Annotated in this window: 20 protein-coding genes; 12 read left to right on the top strand and 8 right to left on the bottom strand. The window is 53.5% G+C overall.

Annotation, left to right across the window (positions count from 1 at the left end):
- Positions 1-46: 46 nt before the first annotated feature.
- From ABWV33_RS13775 to ABWV33_RS13785, 3 genes are all read right to left on the bottom strand, one after another.
- Complete coding sequence (locus ABWV33_RS13775) at positions 47-1,675, bottom strand: bifunctional helix-turn-helix transcriptional regulator/alpha/beta hydrolase (RefSeq protein ID WP_353331531.1); 1,629 nt, start codon at positions 1,673-1,675, stop codon at positions 47-49.
- A 439-nt stretch (positions 1,676-2,114) separates the two neighbouring features.
- Positions 2,115-2,531, bottom strand: coding sequence for an HIT family protein (locus ABWV33_RS13780; RefSeq protein WP_353331533.1), 417 nt, complete (start codon positions 2,529-2,531; stop codon positions 2,115-2,117).
- An 82-nt stretch (positions 2,532-2,613) separates the two neighbouring features.
- Positions 2,614-3,312: a glutathione S-transferase C-terminal domain-containing protein gene (locus tag ABWV33_RS13785; RefSeq protein ID WP_353331535.1), complete on the bottom strand. Its 699-nt coding sequence runs from the start codon at positions 3,310-3,312 to the stop codon at positions 2,614-2,616.
- A 259-nt stretch (positions 3,313-3,571) separates the two neighbouring features.
- Between ABWV33_RS13785 and ctaD the strand changes: the two genes are divergently transcribed.
- The 4 genes from ctaD (at position 3,572) to ABWV33_RS13805 (ending at position 8,123) form a co-directional block, all read left to right on the top strand.
- The gene (ctaD, locus tag ABWV33_RS13790; protein WP_113823484.1) at positions 3,572-5,242 is read left to right on the top strand and encodes a cytochrome c oxidase subunit I; all 1,671 of its coding nucleotides are present in this window, start codon (positions 3,572-3,574) and stop codon (positions 5,240-5,242) included.
- 277 nt (positions 5,243-5,519) lie between these two features.
- A complete protein-coding gene (locus ABWV33_RS13795) occupies positions 5,520-6,797 on the top strand; it encodes an aspartate aminotransferase family protein (protein ID WP_353331537.1) in 1,278 nt (425 codons plus the stop codon).
- A gap of 161 nt (positions 6,798-6,958) precedes the next feature.
- Positions 6,959-7,558, top strand: a complete 600-nt coding sequence (locus ABWV33_RS13800) for a 2-hydroxychromene-2-carboxylate isomerase (protein WP_113823483.1) — start codon at positions 6,959-6,961, stop codon at positions 7,556-7,558.
- Between the two features lie 55 nt (positions 7,559-7,613).
- A complete protein-coding gene (locus tag ABWV33_RS13805; protein WP_353331539.1) occupies positions 7,614-8,123 on the top strand; it encodes a DUF2244 domain-containing protein in 510 nt (169 codons plus the stop codon).
- Between the two features lie 103 nt (positions 8,124-8,226).
- On the opposite strand, the gene ABWV33_RS13810 is transcribed toward ABWV33_RS13805, so the two are convergent.
- Positions 8,227-8,712, bottom strand: a complete 486-nt coding sequence (locus ABWV33_RS13810) for a GatB/YqeY domain-containing protein (protein WP_353331541.1) — start codon at positions 8,710-8,712, stop codon at positions 8,227-8,229.
- 185 nt (positions 8,713-8,897) lie between these two features.
- Here ABWV33_RS13810 and carA point away from each other — a divergent pair, with 185 nt between their 5' ends.
- Both carA and ABWV33_RS13820 read left to right on the top strand, forming a co-directional pair.
- Positions 8,898-10,064, top strand: a complete 1,167-nt coding sequence (gene carA / locus ABWV33_RS13815) for a glutamine-hydrolyzing carbamoyl-phosphate synthase small subunit (protein ID WP_353331543.1) — start codon at positions 8,898-8,900, stop codon at positions 10,062-10,064.
- Positions 10,065-10,148: 84 nt separating this feature from the next.
- On the top strand, positions 10,149-12,041 hold the full coding sequence (locus tag ABWV33_RS13820; RefSeq protein WP_353331545.1) for a glycosyltransferase: 1,893 nt from the start codon (positions 10,149-10,151) through the stop codon (positions 12,039-12,041).
- A 12-nt stretch (positions 12,042-12,053) separates the two neighbouring features.
- Here ABWV33_RS13820 and ABWV33_RS13825 read toward each other — a convergent pair whose 3' ends face one another.
- Positions 12,054-12,704, bottom strand: a complete 651-nt coding sequence (locus tag ABWV33_RS13825; protein ID WP_113823478.1) for a GntR family transcriptional regulator — start codon at positions 12,702-12,704, stop codon at positions 12,054-12,056.
- A gap of 99 nt (positions 12,705-12,803) precedes the next feature.
- Here ABWV33_RS13825 and ABWV33_RS13830 point away from each other — a divergent pair, with 99 nt between their 5' ends.
- From ABWV33_RS13830 to ABWV33_RS13845, 4 genes are all read left to right on the top strand, one after another.
- Positions 12,804-13,448 carry a pyrimidine 5'-nucleotidase gene (locus ABWV33_RS13830; RefSeq protein ID WP_113823477.1) on the top strand — a complete coding sequence of 215 codons (645 nt, stop codon included), beginning with the start codon at positions 12,804-12,806 and terminating at the stop codon, positions 13,446-13,448.
- Positions 13,449-13,532: 84 nt separating this feature from the next.
- Complete coding sequence (locus ABWV33_RS13835; RefSeq protein WP_113823476.1) at positions 13,533-13,784, top strand: hypothetical protein; 252 nt, start codon at positions 13,533-13,535, stop codon at positions 13,782-13,784.
- 73 nt (positions 13,785-13,857) lie between these two features.
- Positions 13,858-15,054, top strand: coding sequence for a UbiH/UbiF family hydroxylase (locus ABWV33_RS13840; RefSeq protein ID WP_113823475.1), 1,197 nt, complete (start codon positions 13,858-13,860; stop codon positions 15,052-15,054).
- A gap of 2 nt (positions 15,055-15,056) precedes the next feature.
- Entirely contained in the window at positions 15,057-15,752 is a 696-nt protein-coding gene (locus ABWV33_RS13845; protein WP_353331548.1) for a M50 family metallopeptidase, read from the top strand.
- Here the strand turns inward: ABWV33_RS13845 and ABWV33_RS13850 are convergent.
- The 3 genes from ABWV33_RS13850 to ABWV33_RS13860 all read right to left on the bottom strand — a co-directional run bounded on the left by ABWV33_RS13850 (position 15,740) and on the right by ABWV33_RS13860 (position 17,907).
- Positions 15,740-16,867 carry an aminotransferase class V-fold PLP-dependent enzyme gene (locus ABWV33_RS13850; RefSeq protein WP_353331549.1) on the bottom strand — a complete coding sequence of 376 codons (1,128 nt, stop codon included), beginning with the start codon at positions 16,865-16,867 and terminating at the stop codon, positions 15,740-15,742. The genes ABWV33_RS13845 and ABWV33_RS13850 overlap by 13 nt on opposite strands.
- A gap of 114 nt (positions 16,868-16,981) precedes the next feature.
- A complete protein-coding gene (locus ABWV33_RS13855) occupies positions 16,982-17,455 on the bottom strand; it encodes an Lrp/AsnC family transcriptional regulator (RefSeq protein WP_121996463.1) in 474 nt (157 codons plus the stop codon).
- The gene (locus ABWV33_RS13860; protein ID WP_353331551.1) at positions 17,452-17,907 is read right to left on the bottom strand and encodes an Lrp/AsnC family transcriptional regulator; all 456 of its coding nucleotides are present in this window, start codon (positions 17,905-17,907) and stop codon (positions 17,452-17,454) included. The genes ABWV33_RS13855 and ABWV33_RS13860 overlap by 4 nt, the downstream gene beginning before the upstream one ends.
- A 133-nt stretch (positions 17,908-18,040) precedes the next feature.
- Between ABWV33_RS13860 and ilvC the strand changes: the two genes are divergently transcribed.
- Positions 18,041-19,063 carry a ketol-acid reductoisomerase gene (ilvC, locus tag ABWV33_RS13865; RefSeq protein ID WP_113823470.1) on the top strand — a complete coding sequence of 341 codons (1,023 nt, stop codon included), beginning with the start codon at positions 18,041-18,043 and terminating at the stop codon, positions 19,061-19,063.
- A gap of 145 nt (positions 19,064-19,208) precedes the next feature.
- Positions 19,209-20,360: an SRPBCC family protein gene (locus ABWV33_RS13870; RefSeq protein WP_353331553.1), complete on the top strand. Its 1,152-nt coding sequence runs from the start codon at positions 19,209-19,211 to the stop codon at positions 20,358-20,360.
- Positions 20,361-20,409: the final 49 nt, after the last annotated feature.

The following is a 20,409-nucleotide window of genomic DNA, read 5'->3' on the forward strand; positions in this document are numbered from 1 at the left end:
CATGCAAGGCTCAAGGCCGGCACATGCACGCTGAGGCTCTTGCCTCCTAGCGGGTGATCAAGTCACGTATCGCCCCTAGAACAACGTCGGGCTGTTCATAGATGAGAAATTGCCCAGCTTCAGGGAATAACCGAAATTCCATATTTTCGTGGTCAGCCGTAAACCGCTCTGTTGCACAAGCTGGAATGACGGGATCCCGGCCTCCATGCAGATGCAGGACCGTCGTCTTTGACCCGTCCACTTCAGGTACCCAATTTCGTACCATCATGTGACCGTCTGATACAAACCCTGTTGACCCGGATTGCACGGCAAAACGATATCCAGCATGCATCAACTCCGCGACACCCAAATGGTCGACAACTATCCGTTCATGCGATCCAGGTCTATAAAGAGAGTCCATAAACTGGCCGATTTCATCACTGTCAACCAACGCCACACCCGCCCGCACAAAGAATGGCAACAATGCCGGTGCAAAGCGTGCGGTATAGGTCATAACACGCTGACGCGGCGCCATTTTTGAGATCTGTTTCATGCGCAGGACGGGCCCCCCTGCGGCAACGGCCACCATGCCTGCAACACGGTTGGCCAACCTTTTGCAGACGAAATGCCCATGCAAGGCCCCGGCCATATGGCCAAGCACAACTGGGCGTTCGAGTTTCATCCGCGATATAAGCTCATTAACGTGGCGAACGATCATTTCGACTGCGTCTTCCGGGGTTCCGACCCCGTCCGATAGCCCATATCCCGGCCGCACAGGGGCGATCACGCGCAGTCCCTGCTCTTGGAACTGCTTTTGCAGATACTCAAGTGGCGCCATACCGTCCAACATGCCGTGGAGGTAAACCACTGGATAGCCTTTAGGGTCGCCACATTCGAAAACCTGCATTTTCAACCCGGTTTCCATCTCGAGCATTGTGCTTTGCAGAGAGACCACGCCAGGGTGTCCGGTGTTAGGGCGATCTTCGTTGTCGATCAAAAAGGCGACCAGCCTTATTAGATCTGCCTGTCCCGGGGCCCCGGTCTTGGCCAGAACGGATTTTGTTTGATTTCGGATGGTATGCTCGGACCGCTGAGAAATCTCAGCGATGCGGCGCAAAGTGTACCCCGCCATTAGATTACGAACCACATCAACTTCGGCGCGTGATAAACCAAATGACGTAATCAGCATTTGTTCAGCTTCCGCCGTCCACTGATAATCCAAGCCTTCAATAAGCACCTGCACGGGCGCACCTTCGTCAAAAGCGATCCGCGCAATCAAGTGACGTGGTTGAATATCTGTCGTTAAAACAATCGGCGAATGGACCTTGTCGTGTTCGCATCGTGCTTTCTCGCACAGATCTTCTAGCATGCGAACGCCATTGACTGTCAGGTGTTCGGTTAAGTCCGATAAGGAATGTGTCTCATTCACGATGTCACGCGCTGCGAGCCCGGCTGCCACGATCTGGCCATCAGGGTTCGATAGAATTGTGAAACCGGCACTGTCGATGACTCTCTGTTTCAACTCAGATCTGGGAACTTTGCGCCCAAGCTGTTCCAAAATATCATAGGCTCGGGAAAAATGCGCCTGGAGTTCTGGGTCGATCTCCATCCCGCCCTGCAAATCGCAGCGATCCAACCGCATCGCTAGGTCCGGTTCGCTCAGGATATTGGAAATGTGGTCTTCCCATGCGGACATGAAGAGCTCGTAGAGCTCAGGACGCAGCACTGTCTCATAAATCGCAGTGATGACTTGGTCCCGTGAAACCTGCCCCTTATTTTCCACATCGTCTCGAATGAGTATTACCCTGCCTTCGTTTCGCGCCCGCGCCTGCCTCTGGGGGTCTATTGCCTTACGACCCACTCTGAGAAAGTCAGGAAACATAACAATATCGTAACCCATGATCCATATGGGTCATGCCGCGATGCCCGAAACGTGATTTAATTCCCATACCGTTCTGTGAGTGAGTGGTGTTTTCAAAAAAGTCCCTCAGTCCATGACTTCATGTACTATGGGTTTTAAAATTTTCTGCCGCCCTGTCCCGAACAGGGCGGCAATTTTTTAAGCCTGATCGCATCTCAGCAGCGAATCCACAGAAAACATTCGAAACCAGCTAAAGCTCAATAAGATCAAAATCTTACAACGCGGAGCGGATTTTCTCGGCCTGACTCGCTATCAAATCGAAATCCCCCATGGTGCCCGGTGCGCGCATTTTGACACCTTCGTGGCGCGGTAAAACGTGGAAATGAAGATGAAAAACTTCTTGGCCACCCGCAGCTTCGTTAAACTGTTGAATGGTGACCCCGTCGGCCGCAAAAGCCGCCATCACAGCATTTCCCATCTTTTGAACCGTCTTCATCACAGCTGACAACTGTTCGGGCGTTGCATCCAAAACGTTTCGGCATGGTGTTTTGGGAATCACCAACAAATGCCCATCTGCGCGCGGCATGATATCCATGAAAGCGAGCGTTTCATCATCTTCGTATACCCGCGTTGCGGGGATCTCTCCACGCAGGATTTTGGCGAATATGTTGTCAGTATCATAAGCGATCATCGGTTTAGCCTTTTGAAAGGGGTGAATATCTTGGCTTGCGTGTTTTGGGTGTACAGCGCGCCTGCGTCAAGGAATGGGCCGATCATAAGGCCAACGGCAACTCCAAAGCTTCGGCGTAGATGCGATCCCGATGAGAGATAAGCGCCGGATCAAGCGCTGCGCGCGTTGCCTCATCCAACGTCTCAAAGGCACTGCGCGTGGCCGGCTTCATCGCACATTGGTCTTCTGGCAGGGGTTTGAACAATCCCAAGAACGTCGCAGCATAGATATCAGCCGCTGTCAATCTATCCCCAAAGTAGTAGGTTCGCCCATCTGCAAGGGTCGCCGACATTTCCCCGAGTATCGCCTGCACCATAGCACCGGCCCCTTCCCCACGCTCAGGTGAATATCCATATTTTGAAGCGAGATATTGAGACACTTTGGGGTGAAAGCCCTCGGCCCCCATCATACCGCCATGCACCAGCTGCAAACGGCGCTGCCACCCCAAACCACCCGGAGCAGCCATTCGCGCAACTAACGCACGAATATCTGTTGCATCGGCTTCTGGCACCAGATCGACATCAGGGGCGATCCGTTGGGTCAGGTCCAAAATTTGCAAAGCCTCTATCAGAGGCGGTTCATCCTGCCAGAAAACCACAGGAGCGGATTGCACCCCAGCCCATTTTGCTTGCGCCGGTTCGTCATAAGCCAAACGAGTTGCGTACCAAGACAGGTTTTTGACATGAAACAGCCCTTTGGCGGCCTCTCCCCAAGGGCTTGGCACACCTCCCACCACGATCATTCTGAGTCCCGAATCCTGTTGCGCTTGGGCAGTGCTGACATAGGAGAACGACATCATGGGTCCTTTTTTGTTGCAAATCATCTTGAAAATGCACCCTGCACGACCCCATATCAGTGCTCAAGCGTGCCCCCGCGACAATTATTCTTGATCCAGATCAAACTCCGCCATTGAAGGCGGCCCCCCTGCATTCTAAAACCAGCATTAATCCACGCGCGTCGGGAATCCCGTCTACGCGTTCATTTGCAACAGGAGGCACCAAATGGCAGACGCAGCCATTCATGGTCACGAGCATGAGGACAACCGGAGTTTCTTTACCCGGTGGTTCATGTCGACAAACCACAAAGATATCGGGATTCTGTACCTGGTCGTTTCGGCTCTGGTCGGTCTGATCTCGGTAACGCTGACCGTTTTCATGCGACTGGAGCTCATGGAGCCCGGCGTTCAATACATGTGCCTCGAAGGCTTCCGCCTATTCTCGAGCGGTGATGTCTGTACCCCGAACGGCCACCTTTGGAACGTGATGATCACTTATCACGGCGTTCTGATGATGTTCTTCGTGGTCATTCCCGCGCTGTTCGGCGGCTTTGGCAACTACTTCATGCCGCTGCAGATCGGTGCACCGGACATGGCGTTCCCACGCATGAACAACCTGTCGTTCTGGCTATATGTCGCTGGTACGTCCTTGGGTGTGGCTTCGATGCTGGCCCCGGGCGGCAACGATCAGCTCGGTTCAGGCGTTGGTTGGGTTCTGTACCCGCCGCTGTCCACCACCGAAGGCGGCATGTCGATGGATCTGGCGATCTTCGCCGTTCACGTCTCGGGTGCCTCGTCCATTCTGGGTGCGATCAACATGATCACAACCTTCCTGAACATGCGTGCCCCTGGCATGACCCTGTTCAAGGTGCCGTTGTTCTCATGGTCGATCTTTGTCACCTCGTGGCTGATCCTGCTGTCTTTGCCAGTTCTGGCGGGCGCGATCACCATGTTGCTGATGGATCGTAACTTTGGCTTCACCTTCTTTGATCCTGCCGGTGGTGGCGATCCAATTCTGTATCAGCACATCCTTTGGTTCTTTGGTCACCCTGAAGTGTACATCGTGATCCTGCCCGGTTTTGGTATCATTAGCCACGTCATCGCGACCTTTGCCCGCAAACCAGTCTTCGGTTACCTGCCGATGGTTTGGGCGATCATCGCGATTGGTGTTCTGGGTTTCGTCGTTTGGGCGCACCACATGTACACCGTCGGGATGTCGCTGAACCAACAGTCTTATTTCATGTTGGCCACCATGGTCATTGCGGTACCAACTGGGGTTAAAGTGTTCTCGTGGATCGCAACTATGTGGGGCGGTTCGATCGAGTTCAAAACGCCTATGATGTTTGCTTTTGGCTTCCTCTTCCTGTTCACCGTTGGTGGTGTAACCGGTGTGGTTCTGTCACAGGCCGGCGTTGACCGTGCGTATCACGACACGTACTACGTTGTGGCCCACTTCCACTACGTGATGTCTTTGGGTGCGGTATTCGCAATCTTTGCTGGCGTGTACTTCTACTTTGGTAAAATGACTGGTCGTCAGTATTCCGAATTCTGGGGTCACATCCACTTCTGGATGTTCTTCATCGGTGCGAACCTGACATTCTTCCCACAGCACTTCTTGGGTCGTCAGGGTATGCCACGTCGTTACATCGACTACCCAGAAGCGTTTGCATACTGGAACTACATCTCCTCATGGGGTGCGTTCATCTCGTTTGCGTCGTTCCTGCTGTTCTTTGGTATCATCATTTACGCTCTGCTCCGCGGTGCTAAAGTGACCGAAAATAATTACTGGAATGAATATGCAGATACGCTGGAGTGGACACTTTCGTCGCCTCCACCAGAGCATACCTTTGAAATCCTGCCCAAGCAGGAAGAATGGGACAAAGGCCACGCGCACTAAGCGCTGAGCTACTAAAAAATGGATATCCAGACTGGTTTCTGGATATCTGCAAAAAGACAAAACACCTGTCGTAGATCTCTATGGCAGGTGTTTTTTTGTCTTTTAACTGTGTGGGCAAACCACGCACGACATTGTGAGTTCGTGAAGGTGTATCATTCTGGTTGCTTGCAGAGGGTAACGCTAGGGTTTTCAAATGGCGTTGGATGCTGGACCAGGGAAAATGGGTGCCCCATTTCTTGATCTGCCTTGCCAATCTGACTTGATACCGGACGGACCTATGAAAAAGACATCACCCCAAGCGGAATGGGCCGCACGTGCCAAGGAGGTTTTACCAGCCGGAGGGTTGGGGAATTTTGATCCTTCAATCTTTATCAGCCACGGCAAAGCTGCCCGAGTCTGGGACGAAGATGGCAACGAATTCGTCGATTACCTGATTGGTTCGGGTCCCATGTTGCTTGGTCACGGCAACGAAGAAGTTCAAGAAGCCATCTTTGAGCAGATCCCCAAAGGCATGACATTCTTTGCCAATAACAGTGCAGGTGTCGAACTGGCTGAAGAGATTTGCAATGCTATGCCGTGCGGCGAGAAACTGCGTTTTGTCGCTTCGGGAGGCGAGGCAAACATGTACGCGCTACGGTTGGCACGCGCCTTTACCGGGCGTTCCAAAATCCTGAAGTTTGAAGGCGGCTATCACGGCATGAGCGCCGAAGCTCAGATGAGCCTTGCGCCAACGCAACAAGCCAATTTCCCACAACCAATTCCAGACAGCGCCGGTATTCCCGACAGCGTCGCATCTGAAATGGTAATCGCGCCTTTCAATGACTTTGACTACGTCAAATCCATTCTTGCAGAATATGGGGCCGATATTGCAGCCATTATCGTAGAACCGTTGCAACGTATCGTTCCGCCCCTGCCCGGTTTTCTGCAATTGTTGCGGGATGAAGCGGACAAACACGGAATTATCCTGATCTTTGACGAAGTGGTGACTGGCTTTCGCTTTGCCTATGGTGGGGCTCAGGCCCATTACGGTGTCACGCCTGATCTATGCGCCTTGGGAAAGGTGATTGGCGGCGGCTTTCCTTTGGGGGCTGTCGTCGGGCGTGCCGACATTATGGCCCATTTCGATGCCCAGATCGTCGGTCGCGACAAATGGCTGATGCAAATGGGCACCCTTGCGGGCAATCCGGTTGCCGCTGTCGCAGGATTGAAAACCCTCGAAATCCTGCGGCGCCCCGGAACCTATGAAAAACTAAATCTATTCGGGAACAGTATTATGGATATGACGCGGACGGCACTGGACGCCGTTGGCCTTCCCTATCAAATCGTTGGCGAACCCAGCCTGTTCGAAGTTGTGTTTACCCCACACCCAGTGCGCAATTACCGAGATGTGCTGAATGCCGACACCACAGCGACAAACCGGTATCACGCCGCTTTGCACCAACTCGGTATCTTCAAATCAGCAGCCAAGACCTATCCGTGTCTCGCATTGACGGACGAAGATCTCGCAATCACAGAGGCCGCAATTACAAGGGCATCAAAATACCTCATCAATTAACGCATTTCCTCCTGTTTAGTGAACAGGGCAAAAGTATGGTGCCCTGTTCACTAAAATGCGGATCCAGAAAAGCGATCTAGAGTTCCCCAATTCAGACAATTTCCGAATATTGAAAAAATGCGTTACAGTCTCGCAAACACAATGGATCTCGGAGTGTTCGTATGCCTGAAATCGACTTCTGGTACTCGATCGGTAGCACCTACAGCTACCTTACCGTTATGCGATTGCCGGATTGGGCGCGCGCTAATGATGTGACGGTGCGCTGGCGACCTTTCAACGTGCGAAGCGTCATGATCGATCAAAAGAATATTCCGTTTGCAGGCAAACCTGAAAAATCCGCCTATATGTGGCGCGACATTGAACGTCGGTCTGCGAAATACGGAATAACAGCCCGCGTTCCTGCGCCATACCCCATTCCCGATCTCCAGCTTGTAAATCAAGTTGCGCTTCTAGGGCTGAAAGAAGATTGGGGCATTCCCTTTACGCGAGAAAGCTATCGTATCTGGTTCATTGACGGATTACCTGCGGGGAGCGAACCCAATCTGTCCGAGGCCCTGCATCGATCTGGTCAGGACCCGGCTGAGGCGCTGATCCGGTCCCGATCAGACGCGATTGTGAAAGAACTGGCTGATGAAACCGATCGGGCCGTTAGATCCGGCGTATTTGGCGCCCCCAGTTTTGTCGTGCGCGACGAGGTGTTTTGGGGTGATGATCGTTTGGATGACGCGTTGTCTTGGGCACGACTGGGTCATGTAACTTAGGCCTGTTTTCCTCTCGACAGTTTCCGCCATCGTGTTAGGTCTTGGCTGCTGCAACATGCCTTATACTTGGTCCATATCCCCTACAGCGCATTCCGAGCGCGCACCTGACGCCACAGACGTGCAGGAATTGAAACTGTGGCCCCATAATTCGCTGCCCCCGCGCGGCGCAGCTGCATTGATCCTATCCTTGTTCACCCTCGCCATTATCCCAATGTTGGGTTTGCTGGGGTCCGCTGTTTTGTGGGGCCTACTGCCTTTTGTTCTCTTAATGGTAGCTGGCACCTGGTATGCACTGGAGCATAACTACCGGCAGCGCAGAATACTTGAGGTGCTCACTCTTTCCCGCGACAACGCTCATTTGGTGCGGACCAACCCAAATGGGCAAACCCAGGAATGGGAATGCAACCAATATTGGGCACGCGCTGAAATGTATGAAAAAAGTGGCCCCGTCCCATTCTACATCACCCTCAGTGGGGGTGGGCGCGAAGTAGAGATTGGGGCGTTCCTTGCAGAAGATGAACGAAAAGCGCTCTATCCCGAACTCGTTCGCAAACTGCGTCGCTGATCCGTAATACGCTCTAAGCGCAAAACGCAGATTTTTCCAAAAACAAAGGCTCCGCAATCGCGAAGCCTTTGGTCACAATTTGCTGATTTTTATCTGGATCAATCTAACATTGCCCCGGTGAGGCCGCGCAGAGCTGATCCTTGACCATGGGCCCTACCTTGCCAAAATCCATCTGGCCGGTGAATCGCCCTTTGAGCTCTCCCATGACCTTGCCCATGTCGCGGATCGACTCAGCACTGGTCGACGTAATCGCAGCAAGAATCGCTTCTGAGACCTCTTTGTCACTCAGTTGCTTTGGCAGAAATTCTTCGATGACATTGATTTCCTGCAGCTCACGTTCTGCCAGATCCAATCGCCCACCCTCTTCATAGGTGCGGGCACTTTCCTGCCGTTGCTTGGTCATTTTTCCAAGTATCGCAAGGACTTCTGCATCGCCACAGCATTGGGCCTCTTCACTGCTAGCCCCGCGTGCCGCGATATCTTTGTCTTTGATAGCTGCATTTATCAGCCGCAAAGTTGACAAGCGATCAACCGCTTTGTCTTTCATCGCTTGTTTCAGGGCGTTACCGACCCGAGTGCGCATATCCATCCTAATTGTCCATCCCCATGGAAACACAAGACCCCGAACATACCCAAAGAAAAACCGCGACACAACAGCATACGAATATGGCTAAGTTATTGAAATTATTGAACCCGGGCATTTTTCTACGCCCTTGACCCAACGGCCTAAGCCCCTTAGGTATCCCTCGATTTACCCTACAGGAGAGTCGCGTCATGGCCCTATCTGCCTCGCCCAAACCCACTGCCTGTCTGGCGCTGGCTGACGGAACAGTTTTCTACGGAACCGGTTTTGGTGCGACAGGCCAGACGGTTGCAGAACTCTGTTTCAACACCGCCATGACTGGCTATCAAGAAATCATGACAGACCCCTCGTATGCGGGTCAAGTTGTGACATTCACCTTCCCTCATATCGGCAACGTCGGCGTAACACCTGAAGATGACGAAACTGGTGATCCGGTAGCAGCCGGCATGGTTGTTAAGTGGGATCCGACAACGCCATCGAACTGGCGCTCGACCCAAGATCTTCAGAGTTGGCTAGCCGCCCGTGGGCGCATCGCCATCGGCGGGATCGACACACGTCGCCTGACCCGGGCCATTCGTCAGCAAGGTGCCCCGCACGTGGCATTGGTTCACGACCCCGAAGGCAACTTTGATGTTGAAGCATTGGTTGCTGCCGCACGTGAATTCGCAGGTCTAGAAGGCATGGATCTGGCCAAAGACGTCACTTGCGCCCAAAGCTATCGTTGGGACGAAATGCGGTGGGCTTGGCCCGACGGCTATACCCGGCAAGAAGCTCCAAAGCACAAAGTCGTTGCTCTCGACTATGGTGCCAAGCGCAATATCCTGCGGTGCCTGGCCTCGGCCGGCTGCGATGTGACGGTTTTACCCGCGACCTCGACCGCTGCCGAAGTGCTGGCGCATGATCCCGATGGTGTTTTCCTGTCCAATGGCCCCGGCGATCCGGCAGCTACTGGCGAATATGCTGTTCCTATGATCAAAGAGATCCTGGATACGACCCAACTGCCTGTTTTTGGGATCTGCTTGGGGCACCAAATGCTCGCTTTGGCGCTGGGTGCTAAGACAGTCAAAATGAACCACGGCCATCACGGCGCCAACCACCCAGTCAAAGATATGGACACTGGAAAGGTTGAGATCACGTCGATGAATCACGGCTTTGCTGTTGATGCGCAATCTCTGCCCGATGGCGTTCTAGAAACGCACCGATCTCTGTTTGACGGATCAAACTGCGGCATCCGCATGGCCGACCGGCCCGTTTATTCAGTGCAGCACCACCCCGAGGCCAGCCCTGGTCCGCAAGACAGTTTTTACCTGTTCGAACGGTTTGCTGAAGCAATGGATGTGCAAAAGGCAACGGCTTGAACTGCAGTTCCCAACGCACGTTAACCCTGTGTTAACATAACTCGCGCAACCCTAACGGAAACTTTCTTCCGTTAGGGTTTTTTTATGAGCGAACAGCATCTCAGGCTTGTTTCTTCTACACCTGCGCTGGCGCTTGACCAAACCCACAAACGCCTTGGGCGGCATCTTGTTGGCAATGGCATCATCACCCAGCAGCAGCTCGTCAAGGCGCTTCATTTACAGTTGCGGCTCAAGGCTCCGATTGGTGAGATTATCGTGGCTGAAGGGTGGGCCAGCAAACATGACATCCTTGAAATGTTATCGCTTCAATTTGGCGTTCAATTGGCCGATCTAGAGGAAACACCACCCACAAGAGAATTATGCGATGTCATGCCTGCTGAATTTTGGCTCGAACACCGCGTTGTTCCCTGGATGCGTCTTGGGCCGATCCTTTTGATTGCTACGTCCAGACCTGACCATTTTCATCTCTCAAAAAACACACTGCAAACCGCTGGGGTGATTGCACTTCCTGTTTTAGCTGACGAAGAACAGATCGTTGCGGCCCTTGCCGCTCAATATAAAAAGTCACTCGCCGCTGCCGCTGAAGAGCGTGTCGACCGAGTTTATAGTTGCCGAACCTGGCAATCAGAAACCCGCATACCAGCCATTGTCGCAAGTATATGCTTGGCTGCTGCGACCTATTTGATGCCCACCTTAGTTCTGACGACGCTCTTCCTTGTGGCTGTTGCTACACTGCTTCTATTTTCGACCCTCAAACTTATCTCTTTTGTGGTTTACCTGCAGTCCAAATTTCGCGCATCCAGCCAACCGGATACTGGCCTCTCTTCCAAAGGCATTGGATTTCGCCTGCCAAAAGTATCGGTCATGGTTCCACTCTACAAAGAACGAGAAATCGCTTCGGCATTGATCACCCGCTTGGGTCGCCTCACCTACCCTAAGGCATTGCTGGATGTTGTGCTGGTGTTAGAGGAAAAAGACCACATCACAAGTGAAACAGTGGCGCGCACCGAGCTACCCAGTTGGATTCGCGTAATTCGGGTGCCTGAACATACGGGCTTAACAACCAAACCAAGGGCGATGAACTACGCGCTGGATTTCTGCAAAGGTGACATTATCGGTGTTTGGGATGCCGAAGATGCCCCAATGCCTGACCAGATACAGCATGTCGTCGAACGATTTAATAACGCACCCGACGATGTTGTCTGTTTGCAAGGTATTTTGGACTATTACAACCCGCGCAGCAGTTGGCGTGCCAGGTGCTTTACAATCGAATATTCCAGCTGGTTCCGCGTTATTCTACCGGGTATTGCACGGATGAAACTTGTGGTCCCTCTTGGCGGTACAACCTTGTTTTTCAAACGCAAAGTTCTTGAGGAACTCGGTGGATGGGATGCACACAATGTAACTGAAGATGCGGATCTTGGGGTTCGGTTGTGCCGGGCTGGATATCGGACGGAACTGATCGATACCGTCACATTCGAAGAAGCCAATTTCCGCACTTGGCCTTGGGTAAAGCAACGGTCACGTTGGTTGAAAGGGTTCATGGTCACCTATCTGGTGCACATGCGGTCCCCGTCCAAGCTCTGGGTCGATCTAGGGGCCCGTCGTTTTTTCGGGCTGCAGGCATTCTTTCTTGGCACACTAGGTCAGTTCCTGCTGGCTCCGGTCCTTTGGTCTTTTTGGTTGATCTTGTTTGGCTTGCCCCATCCCGTACAGGCTGCGTTGCCCGCATCCTTTATGACATTTTCAGTTGGGGTATTCGTCGCAACCGAGTTACTGGCGCTTGCGGTCGGGATTGCCGCAGTCACTTCGTCCAAGCGACACTTCCTCGTGGGGTGGGTGCCCTCAATGGTATTCTATTTCCCATTAGGTGTGCTCGCGGCTTACAAGGCTCTTTACGAATTGGTGAGTGATCCGTTCTTTTGGGATAAAACCCAACATGGTCAGGCCGTCGAAGAGGTCACCGACCCTATTTAGCCGCGAGCGGCGCTATTTTCGTTCGCGTTCGCCAGCATCCAGTTTAAGCCGCGTCATAAAGGCAATCGATATGTGTTCTTGCAACGCCGCCTCTGCGCCTTCTTCATCCCGCGCTTCGATCGCCTGCACGATGCCTTTGTGTTCACTCTGTGCGATTTCGCCACGCCCTTCGGCAGCCAAAGAGGTCGTCGCCATCAACGCCATGGTTCGATGAACAAGATCCAATTGTTGTACAAGATATCGGTTGTGTGATGCCAAATGGATCTGTTCATGAAACCGACGATTTGCACGACTCAAAGCTTTGGGATCATCGATCAAGGCATCATCTCTTTCGACCATATCGTACAGAACCTTGATCTCTTCTTCGGTAGCATGGCGCGCAGCAAGGCGCGCTGCCAACCCTTCGAGCGCCCGTCGTACCGCATACAACTCGGACATCTGGTTATGCGTAAGCGACGCCACGATAAGGGATCGCCCGTCTCGTTCCAACAACGACTGTGTTTCAAGACGTTGTAGCGCTTCACGGATCGGAGTTCGAGACACACCAAAGCGCTCGGCCAGATCACTTTCAACAAGCCGATCCCCCGGTTTATAGACCCCAACGTCAATCGCATCGAGGATCAGGTGATAAGCATCTTTCTGCGGATGTCGGCTCTGGCTCATTTGATCTGCGCTCCCTATTCGAACCTGTCTATCCCTGTGCGATGACTTCAATCAAGCCTTGCCATTGATCCAAACACAGCTTTGGCCTAGATCACGGGGATGGTCAAAGATGCTTTCTCTCATGTTTCTCACTGGGTATTCGATTTGGACAATACCCTGTATCCGCCGCACATGCGCCTGTTCGATCAGATCGAGGTCAAGATGACGGCTTATGTGATGACCACCTTGGGTGTGTCACAAGTAGAGGCCGATCACCTAAGATCGCACTACTGGCGTGAATACGGGACAACCCTGGCCGGCCTGATGCGTGAACATGATCTCGATCCGGTTCCTTACCTCGATGCTGTGCATGCAGTTGACATGAGCCACATGGAGCCCGACGCTGCATTGGCAGCGCACATCCGCGCCCTGCCCGGCCAACGCATCGTTTATACCAACGGCTCTGCACCCTATGCCGAACGTGTTCTCTCTGCCCGTGGTTTGAGCGGTTTGTTTGATGCGGTCTATGGCGTCGAACATGCCGACTATCATCCCAAGCCCGAGAAAAGGGCCTTTGAAATGGTTTTCGCCAAGGCAGACGTCACCCCGACAACAGCTGCTATGTTCGAAGACGACCCCCGCAATCTGGCGGCCCCCCACGATATGGGAATGCGGACCGTTCACGTCGCTCCAGATCCACACGAGGCCGACCATATCGAACATCACACAGATGATTTAACCCGGTTTCTGGCGCAGCTGTCCTGATCACGACCTGCGACGAAAATACACCTGATCAATGCATCTTTTTACACCTACCTGCAGCTTATACTTCTCAACCAAGAGGCTCCAATGGCTGCCACAGATTTCCCCACCCGCCCACCGCTACTGAACCGTTTGGTCTTTGCTATTCCACTGTTTGGCTGGATGGCCAAAGAAATGGCCGAAGGTGGCGCGGATATCTGGTTTTTCGCAATTGCCGCAGTTGTTTGCATGTGGGGATGTTCCACTTTGCTGTTCGGGTTACCCGGATTTTATTTGCCGGCGGTCCTGTTTGTCCCCGTCATGTTCTTGATCCTCATTCTGATTTCACGCGGAAAATAAAGCAGGACAGGATGCCGCTTGGCCTTGGTGTCCGTATCGGCCTAGATTGCAGCCCAGAATGAAGGGAAAGCTCATGACCGAGTCTTGCGACATCCTGATCTCCGGCGGAGGTATCGCCGGATTGACTGCGGCAGCTGCGTTTGGTGCAGCTGGGTTTGACGTGATTTGTGTTGATCCGACGCCGCCCGTGACTGAACGGGACGTCGAAGGGTCGGACATGCGCACCACTGCATTTCTGCAACCGGCACAAATGCTGTTGGAACAGTGCGGCTTGTGGGCGCGACTGAGTGATCATGCCGCGCCGTTGCAGATCATGCGCATTGTGGACGCGGGGGGCGAATTGCCAGAACCGCGGATCGTGCGTGATTTCAACGCGGCTGATCTGTCAGATCTACCCTTTGGATGGAACTTGCCAAACTGGCTGCTAAGGCGTGAAATAGTAGCGTGCTTGGCTGACCTTCCCAACGTCGATTTTCGACCCGGAACCGGCACAAGCACACTCTTTACACGTCAGGCCGAGGCGCGTGTCGGGTTAAGCGATGGCACACGTGTTCGGTGCAAACTGGTACTTGCAGCCGACGGGCGAAGCTCCCCAATGCGCGATGCGGCCGGGATCAACGTCCACACCACCCGGTATGGTCAAAAGGCATTGGCTTTTGCAGTCACCCATCCCATCGCCCATCAAAACGTATCGACCGAAATCCACCGATCCGGTGGCCCCTTTACGCTGGTCCCCCTGCCCGATTGGCAAGGGTCGCCGTCATCCGCCATTGTCTGGATGGAACGCGGTCCCAAAGCGGTTGAGCTGTCCAAGCTTGATCCGGCTGAATTTGAGGCTGCAATGACCGAAAGATCTTGCGGATTGTTCGGCCCGCTAAAGCTCGCGTCGCGCCGCACCATCTGGCCCATCATCAGCCAATCCGCGGATCGTTTGTCAGGGGAACGTATCGCCTTAATGGCTGAAGCCGCGCATGTGGTCCCCCCGATCGGTGCCCAAGGGTTAAACATGTCGCTTGGTGATTTGCGCTGCTTACTGGATCTGGCCACCGCTCGCGCCGAGGGTCTGGGCGATCAAGAGATGCTGGATACCTATCACAAAGCCCGCATCCGTGACATCGAACTGCGCGTCAAAGGGATCGACCTATTGAACCGAGCTTCGATGGTTGAGGCGCGTCCACTGCGCGATATGCGTGCCGCAGGTTTGAATGCGCTCTATTCGATGGCTCCTGTTCGCAAGACATTGATGCAAATGGGATTGGGCGTGCGCTGAGCATGCATGGCCTTATCCGCGGACACTGGCAACTACTTGCGCTGACTGCGCTGTTGTTCGCGCTATGGCAAACCCCAGTGGTTTTGCCGTTAAAAATATTGATCGTTTTTTTACATGAGCTCTCACACGCTGCCGCCCTATTGTTTACGGGTGGCACTGTGGAACGCCTGACCATTGTGCCACAGGAAGGTGGCGCAGTCATTGGGCGTGGCGGTAGTCGGTTTATTACTTTGAGTGCAGGGTATTTAGGTTCGCTGCTGATTGGGGCCACCTTGCTGATCGTCGCGGTTCGAACTCATTTGGACCGGGTGGTTTTCGCCGGACTGGGCGCGCTCATTCTCGCGGCGACTGGCTTGTATGTCCGCGACGGGTTTGCACTTGGGTTCGGGTTGATAACTGGAGCAGGCATGGTGGCGTCGGCAAAGTATCTACCGCGTGATCTCAACGACTTGTTCCTACGTGTGATCGGCCTCGCCAGTATGATCTATGTACCATACGATATTTTCGACGACACCATCCGACGGTCATTTCTGCAATCTGATGCACGCATGCTCGCCGAGGAATTTGGCGGTTCAACTCTGCTTTGGGGCGGCAGCTGGTTAGCGCTTAGCCTCATCGTTATTGGCCTAAGTTTACGGTATGGCCTTGGGGCGGACAGTAATTTCCGCCCCGACCAAAAGCATGATCAGAGAACCTGATCCAAGACACGACGCAAACGCGCGATTGTGCCATCTACATCATACAGCTTGTCGAGACCAAACAGGCCCAGCCGGAAGGTGCTGAATCCCACAGGCTCATCACACTGTAACGGCACACCCGCCGCGATCTGCATTCCCAGAGCCGCAAACTTCTTACCATTTTGAACCTCCGGGTCCGATGTATAGCTCACCACGACACCCGGTGCGCCAAATCCGTCTGCTGCAACCGATGTGATCCCCTTTTCAGCCAGCATAACACGCACGCCATTGCCCAAAGCCCACTGTGCCTCGCGCAGCTTGTCAAAACCGTAGTCTTTTGTTTCCAACATGGTATCGCGGAAATCGCGCAGCGCGTCAGTCGGCATGGTGGCATGATAGGCATGCCCGCCACCTTCGAAGGCTTGCATGATTTGGCGCCATTTTTTCAGGTCGATGGCAAAACTGTCTGAGGTCGTTTCTTCCAAACGCGCCTCAGCACGTTCGGACATCATCACCAGACCGGCACAGGGTGAGGCACTCCAGCCTTTTTGCGGGGCCGAAATCAACACGTCAACGCCCGTCGCCTGCATATCAACCCAAGCACAACCCGATGCGATGCAATCCAAAACCATCAGCGCGCCAACTTCGTGCGCGGCTGCAGCCATGGCGGTCACATAGTCATCTGGCAAAATCACCCCTGCAGCCGTTTCCACATGAGGGGCAAAGACTACATCAGGTTTGTTTTCGCGGATCGCCGCAACAACTTCGTCAATTGGCGCGGGTGCAAAAGGGGATGCATCCACATTGCCAGACTGACGCGCCTTCATCACGGTTGAGGACGCCGCCAATCCGCCAACTTCAAAGATTTGGCTCCAACGATAGGAAAACCACCCGTTGCGCACCACTAATACGTCTGCACCACGCGCGAACTGCCGGGCGACCGCCTCCATCCCGTAGGTGCCACCGCCCGGGATCACAGCAACAGCATGGGCGTTATACACCTCACGCAACATCCCCGAAATATCGCGCATCACCTGCTGAAACGCAGCGGACATATGGTTCAGTGAGCGGTCGGTGAACACCACCGAGAATTCTTCTAGACCTTCAGGGTCAACGGTATCGAGCAAAGCGGCCATCACGTTCTCTCCAAAAATTTCCCTCTTGATCTAACGAGGGATCAGGGTTCACGCAAAGCCTACTCGGATCGTTCTGAGACTTGCACTGCTCATTTGCGACACACATCGGAAACTTTAGTCCCCCAGTGAGACGCCCAAAGGTCCGGGCAGACGCTCTTCGCTGAGCAAAACGTTCGCTTCGACATCGCCGGCCCCCGGTAAGGTCATGATGCGACGGCGCAAAACGCGTTCAAAGTCAGGCAAATCCCGTGCCACCACCCGGAGCCGGTAATCATACAGACCCAAAACATGCTCCACCGTCTGCACCTCTGGGATCGCACTCACCGCTCGTTCGAAATCATCAAGGCTAATATGCCCTTTGCGAGCCAATTTAACGCCCAGAAAAACAGTCACGCCAAAGCCCAGAGCCTCGGCATTCAGCCGCAGACGGTGCCCCTTGATGATCCCTGCATCCTGTAAACGTTTGATCCGTCTCCACGTTGCAGGCTGCGAAAGCCCAAACCGCCGCCCTAATGCTCCGGCGCTTTGTGTGGCGTCTTTCGCCAAAGCGAACAGCAACTTCCGGTCTAGATCATCCAAATCGATCATACGGGCAATCCCTCGCTGCTTTTGACGCGCGCTATGTGCATCAAGGCTTCGATGTCTGCGATGTGAGGCAAAGTCAGAATACGGTCGCGATAAATTTCCTGATAATGGCGCATATCCCGTGCGATCACGGAAAGGCGCACATCGACACGACCCAGAAATGTTTGGATTTCGATCACTTCGGGTACAAGCCGCGCAGCAGCCGTAAATTCATCAAAGGCACGCGCCTGTGTCTTGTCTAACGTCACCCTCAAGGACACCTCGACCGCATAACCCATCGCCCCCCAGTCTATCACCGCCTCTTGTGCAAGGATCACCCCAGTGGACTGCATCTTTTCTATCCGACGCCAGCAAACCCCAGACGTGATCCGACAGCGTTCCGCCAGTTCGGACGTGCTCAGGCTGGGATCGGCCTGATAGTGCCGTAGAATGCGTCGATCAATGTCATCAAGCATGAAATTTACACGAACCTAAGTTTAGGCGAATTATTCTTCTCACCAACGACAAATAATCAAGCCGCATGCCCTCGTCAATCAACGATGGCAGGGGTACAACCTCTGCAATTCAATTCGAAAAAGGACGGCTGACATGCGCGTTTATTATGATCGCGATTGCGATATTAACCTGATCAAAGACAAAAAAGTGGCCATCCTGGGCTACGGTTCGCAAGGTCACGCGCACGCGTTGAACCTGCGTGACTCAGGCGCTAAGAACCTTGTCGTCGCTCTGCGCGAAGGATCTGCGTCTGCCAAGAAAGCCGAAGGCGAAGGCCTGCAGGTAATGGGCATCGCCGAAGCCGCAGCTTGGTGTGACGTCATCATGTTCACCATGCCCGACGAATTGCAGGCAGAAACGTACAAGAAATACGTACACGACAACATCAAGCCCGGTGCAGCCATCGCATTTGCCCACGGCCTGAACGTACACTTTGGCCTGATCGAGCCCAAAGAAGGCGTTGACGTGATCATGATGGCGCCTAAGGGCCCCGGTCACACCGTACGCGGCGAATACACCAAAGGCGGCGGCGTGCCATGCCTTGTTGCAGTAGACAACGATGCAACCGGCAAAGCACTGGAAATCGGCCTGTCCTACTGTTCCGCAATCGGCGGCGGTCGTTCCGGCATCATTGAAACCAACTTCCGTGAAGAGTGCGAAACCGACTTGTTCGGCGAACAAGCTGTTCTGTGTGGTGGTTTGGTTGAACTGATCCGTTGTGGTTTCGAAACTCTGGTCGAAGCTGGTTACGCACCAGAAATGGCCTATTTCGAATGCCTGCACGAAGTGAAACTCATCGTTGACCTGATCTATGAAGGCGGCATCGCCAACATGGACTACTCCATCTCGAACACCGCTGAGTTTGGTCAGTACGTAACCGGCCCACGCATCCTGCCTTACGAGCAGACCAAGAAAGCGATGAAAGAAGTTCTGAACGACATTCAGCAGGGTAAATTCGTTCGTGACTTCATGCTGGAAAATGCGGTTGGTCAGCCAACCATCAAAGCGTCTCGTCGTGCCAACGATGAGCACATGATCGAAGAAACAGGTGCCAAACTGCGCGGCATGATGCCTTGGATCTCGGCCGGTAAGATGGTCGACAAAGAAAAGAACTAAGCACTCACAAGTTGACAGCTTTTGGCCCTCGGTTTCGACCGGGGGCCTTTTTTTGTCGTATCCCCTTATTATCTTAAATTCCCAGCCATCCTTTAATTTGTCACATTTGATCGTTAATTGAAGGCCAAGCTAGGAAAGGATACCCATGCCAGCGCAAATTTTGCCCAAAGAGGCATATTATTCGGCCGAATGGTTCCAACGTGAACAGGAAACCCTCTTCGCTAACACGTGGCAACTTGTGGCTTTTGACAGCGATTTTGGCCAGGCAGGGGATTTTGTCACCGCACGTATCGGCGTGCAGCCCATTGCGGTTGTTCAAGACGTTGACGGCAATCTAAGCGCCTTCAAAAATATCTGCCGCCACAGGGGTACTGAGCTGCTCGAAGGCAAAGGCAACGCTGGTAAAACGCTAGTTTGCCCGTATCACCGCTGGACCTTCGGCCTAGACGGTCGCCTGCGTGGAGTGCCTGACCGGTCTGAATGCTTCCCTGATCTGGACCGCAAGTCTCTGAATCTGCACAACGCGGCTATTGGCCGTTGGAAGGGTATGGTCTTTGCCAACCCAAACCCAAACGCCAATTTTGATGAGTGGATCTCTCCGCTTGATGCTGCACCCTTTCCTCACGACATCACCTCAGAGAAATTGGAGCGCAGCGAAGAGTTCGTCTATCGGATCAAATGCAACTGGAAAGTCTTTTTTGAGAACGCGATTGATGGGTATCACCTGGCCTACCTGCACGAGAACACGCTGGGCGGACCCAAAACGGGGCTGAATGTCTGGGACCAGCACGGCGAACATATGGTCTGGTATTCGACAGAACGCGACGGCATCAAAAACCGCATCCCGGTGTTTGTTGAGAAACAGGCAAAAGGAGGTGGAATGCCCACGTTTAAGGGGGCCAAAGATCCTGGTTATGGGGGTGTTTACATGATGTTTCCAACCACGTTGATCGTGCCGTCGCCTTGGTCGCTGACTGTCTCAATAATCGAACCAATAGATGGTGACACGATGATCATGCGTTCGCGCACATGGTCCCCCAAAAGTTGGTGGAGCTACAAAGAGCCGCTCAAAGGGACACCGGGATACGATCCCGAAAGCGGTCTGATCGAATCCAAGAACTGGACGCAGCCCGCCCTCGAAACAGGGGATTTCCAGACCGAAGATGTTTGGGTGTGCGAAAAGATGCAGCGTTCTCTGCGGTCCCCGGATTATTCAGTCGCCGCCTTGGCCGAAGGGTTGGGCGGAGAGGTCATGTTGGCTGAATTCCAAAAGATGGTCCGCGACGCCTGCACTTAATGCCTAAGATAGACCAGTCATAGGTTTCCGCGCTTGACCCCGGCTTTGG

This window comes from Phaeobacter sp. NW0010-22, assembly GCF_040365955.1.
Taxonomy (GTDB): Bacteria; Pseudomonadota; Alphaproteobacteria; order Rhodobacterales; family Rhodobacteraceae; genus OMPR01.

Bases quoted from the DNA above. Each gene is read 5' to 3' on its own strand.
- ctaD (WP_113823484.1), top strand. From the start codon at position 3,572: ATGGCAGACGCAGCCATTCATGGTCACGAGCATGAGGACAACCGGAGT.
- ABWV33_RS13775 (WP_353331531.1), bottom strand. From the start codon at position 1,675: ATGTCCGCATGGGAAGACCACATTTCCAATATCCTGAGCGAACCGGAC.
- ABWV33_RS13835 (WP_113823476.1), top strand. From the start codon at position 13,533: ATGGCTGCCACAGATTTCCCCACCCGCCCACCGCTACTGAACCGTTTG.
- ABWV33_RS13845 (WP_353331548.1), top strand. From the start codon at position 15,057: ATGCATGGCCTTATCCGCGGACACTGGCAACTACTTGCGCTGACTGCG.
- ABWV33_RS13805 (WP_353331539.1), top strand. From the start codon at position 7,614: ATGCCTTATACTTGGTCCATATCCCCTACAGCGCATTCCGAGCGCGCA.
- ABWV33_RS13850 (WP_353331549.1), bottom strand. From the start codon at position 16,867: ATGGCCGCTTTGCTCGATACCGTTGACCCTGAAGGTCTAGAAGAATTC.
- ABWV33_RS13870 (WP_353331553.1), top strand. From the start codon at position 19,209: ATGCCAGCGCAAATTTTGCCCAAAGAGGCATATTATTCGGCCGAATGG.
- ABWV33_RS13800 (WP_113823483.1), top strand. From the start codon at position 6,959: ATGCCTGAAATCGACTTCTGGTACTCGATCGGTAGCACCTACAGCTAC.
- ABWV33_RS13810 (WP_353331541.1), bottom strand. From the start codon at position 8,712: ATGGATATGCGCACTCGGGTCGGTAACGCCCTGAAACAAGCGATGAAA.
- ABWV33_RS13855 (WP_121996463.1), bottom strand. From the start codon at position 17,455: ATGATCGATTTGGATGATCTAGACCGGAAGTTGCTGTTCGCTTTGGCG.
- ABWV33_RS13795 (WP_353331537.1), top strand. From the start codon at position 5,520: ATGAAAAAGACATCACCCCAAGCGGAATGGGCCGCACGTGCCAAGGAG.
- carA (WP_353331543.1), top strand. From the start codon at position 8,898: ATGGCCCTATCTGCCTCGCCCAAACCCACTGCCTGTCTGGCGCTGGCT.
- ABWV33_RS13820 (WP_353331545.1), top strand. From the start codon at position 10,149: ATGAGCGAACAGCATCTCAGGCTTGTTTCTTCTACACCTGCGCTGGCG.
- ABWV33_RS13825 (WP_113823478.1), bottom strand. From the start codon at position 12,704: ATGAGCCAGAGCCGACATCCGCAGAAAGATGCTTATCACCTGATCCTC.
- ABWV33_RS13780 (WP_353331533.1), bottom strand. From the start codon at position 2,531: ATGATCGCTTATGATACTGACAACATATTCGCCAAAATCCTGCGTGGA.
- ABWV33_RS13840 (WP_113823475.1), top strand. From the start codon at position 13,858: ATGACCGAGTCTTGCGACATCCTGATCTCCGGCGGAGGTATCGCCGGA.
- ABWV33_RS13860 (WP_353331551.1), bottom strand. From the start codon at position 17,907: ATGCTTGATGACATTGATCGACGCATTCTACGGCACTATCAGGCCGAT.
- ABWV33_RS13785 (WP_353331535.1), bottom strand. From the start codon at position 3,312: ATGATCGTGGTGGGAGGTGTGCCAAGCCCTTGGGGAGAGGCCGCCAAA.
- ABWV33_RS13830 (WP_113823477.1), top strand. From the start codon at position 12,804: ATGGTCAAAGATGCTTTCTCTCATGTTTCTCACTGGGTATTCGATTTG.
- ilvC (WP_113823470.1), top strand. From the start codon at position 18,041: ATGCGCGTTTATTATGATCGCGATTGCGATATTAACCTGATCAAAGAC.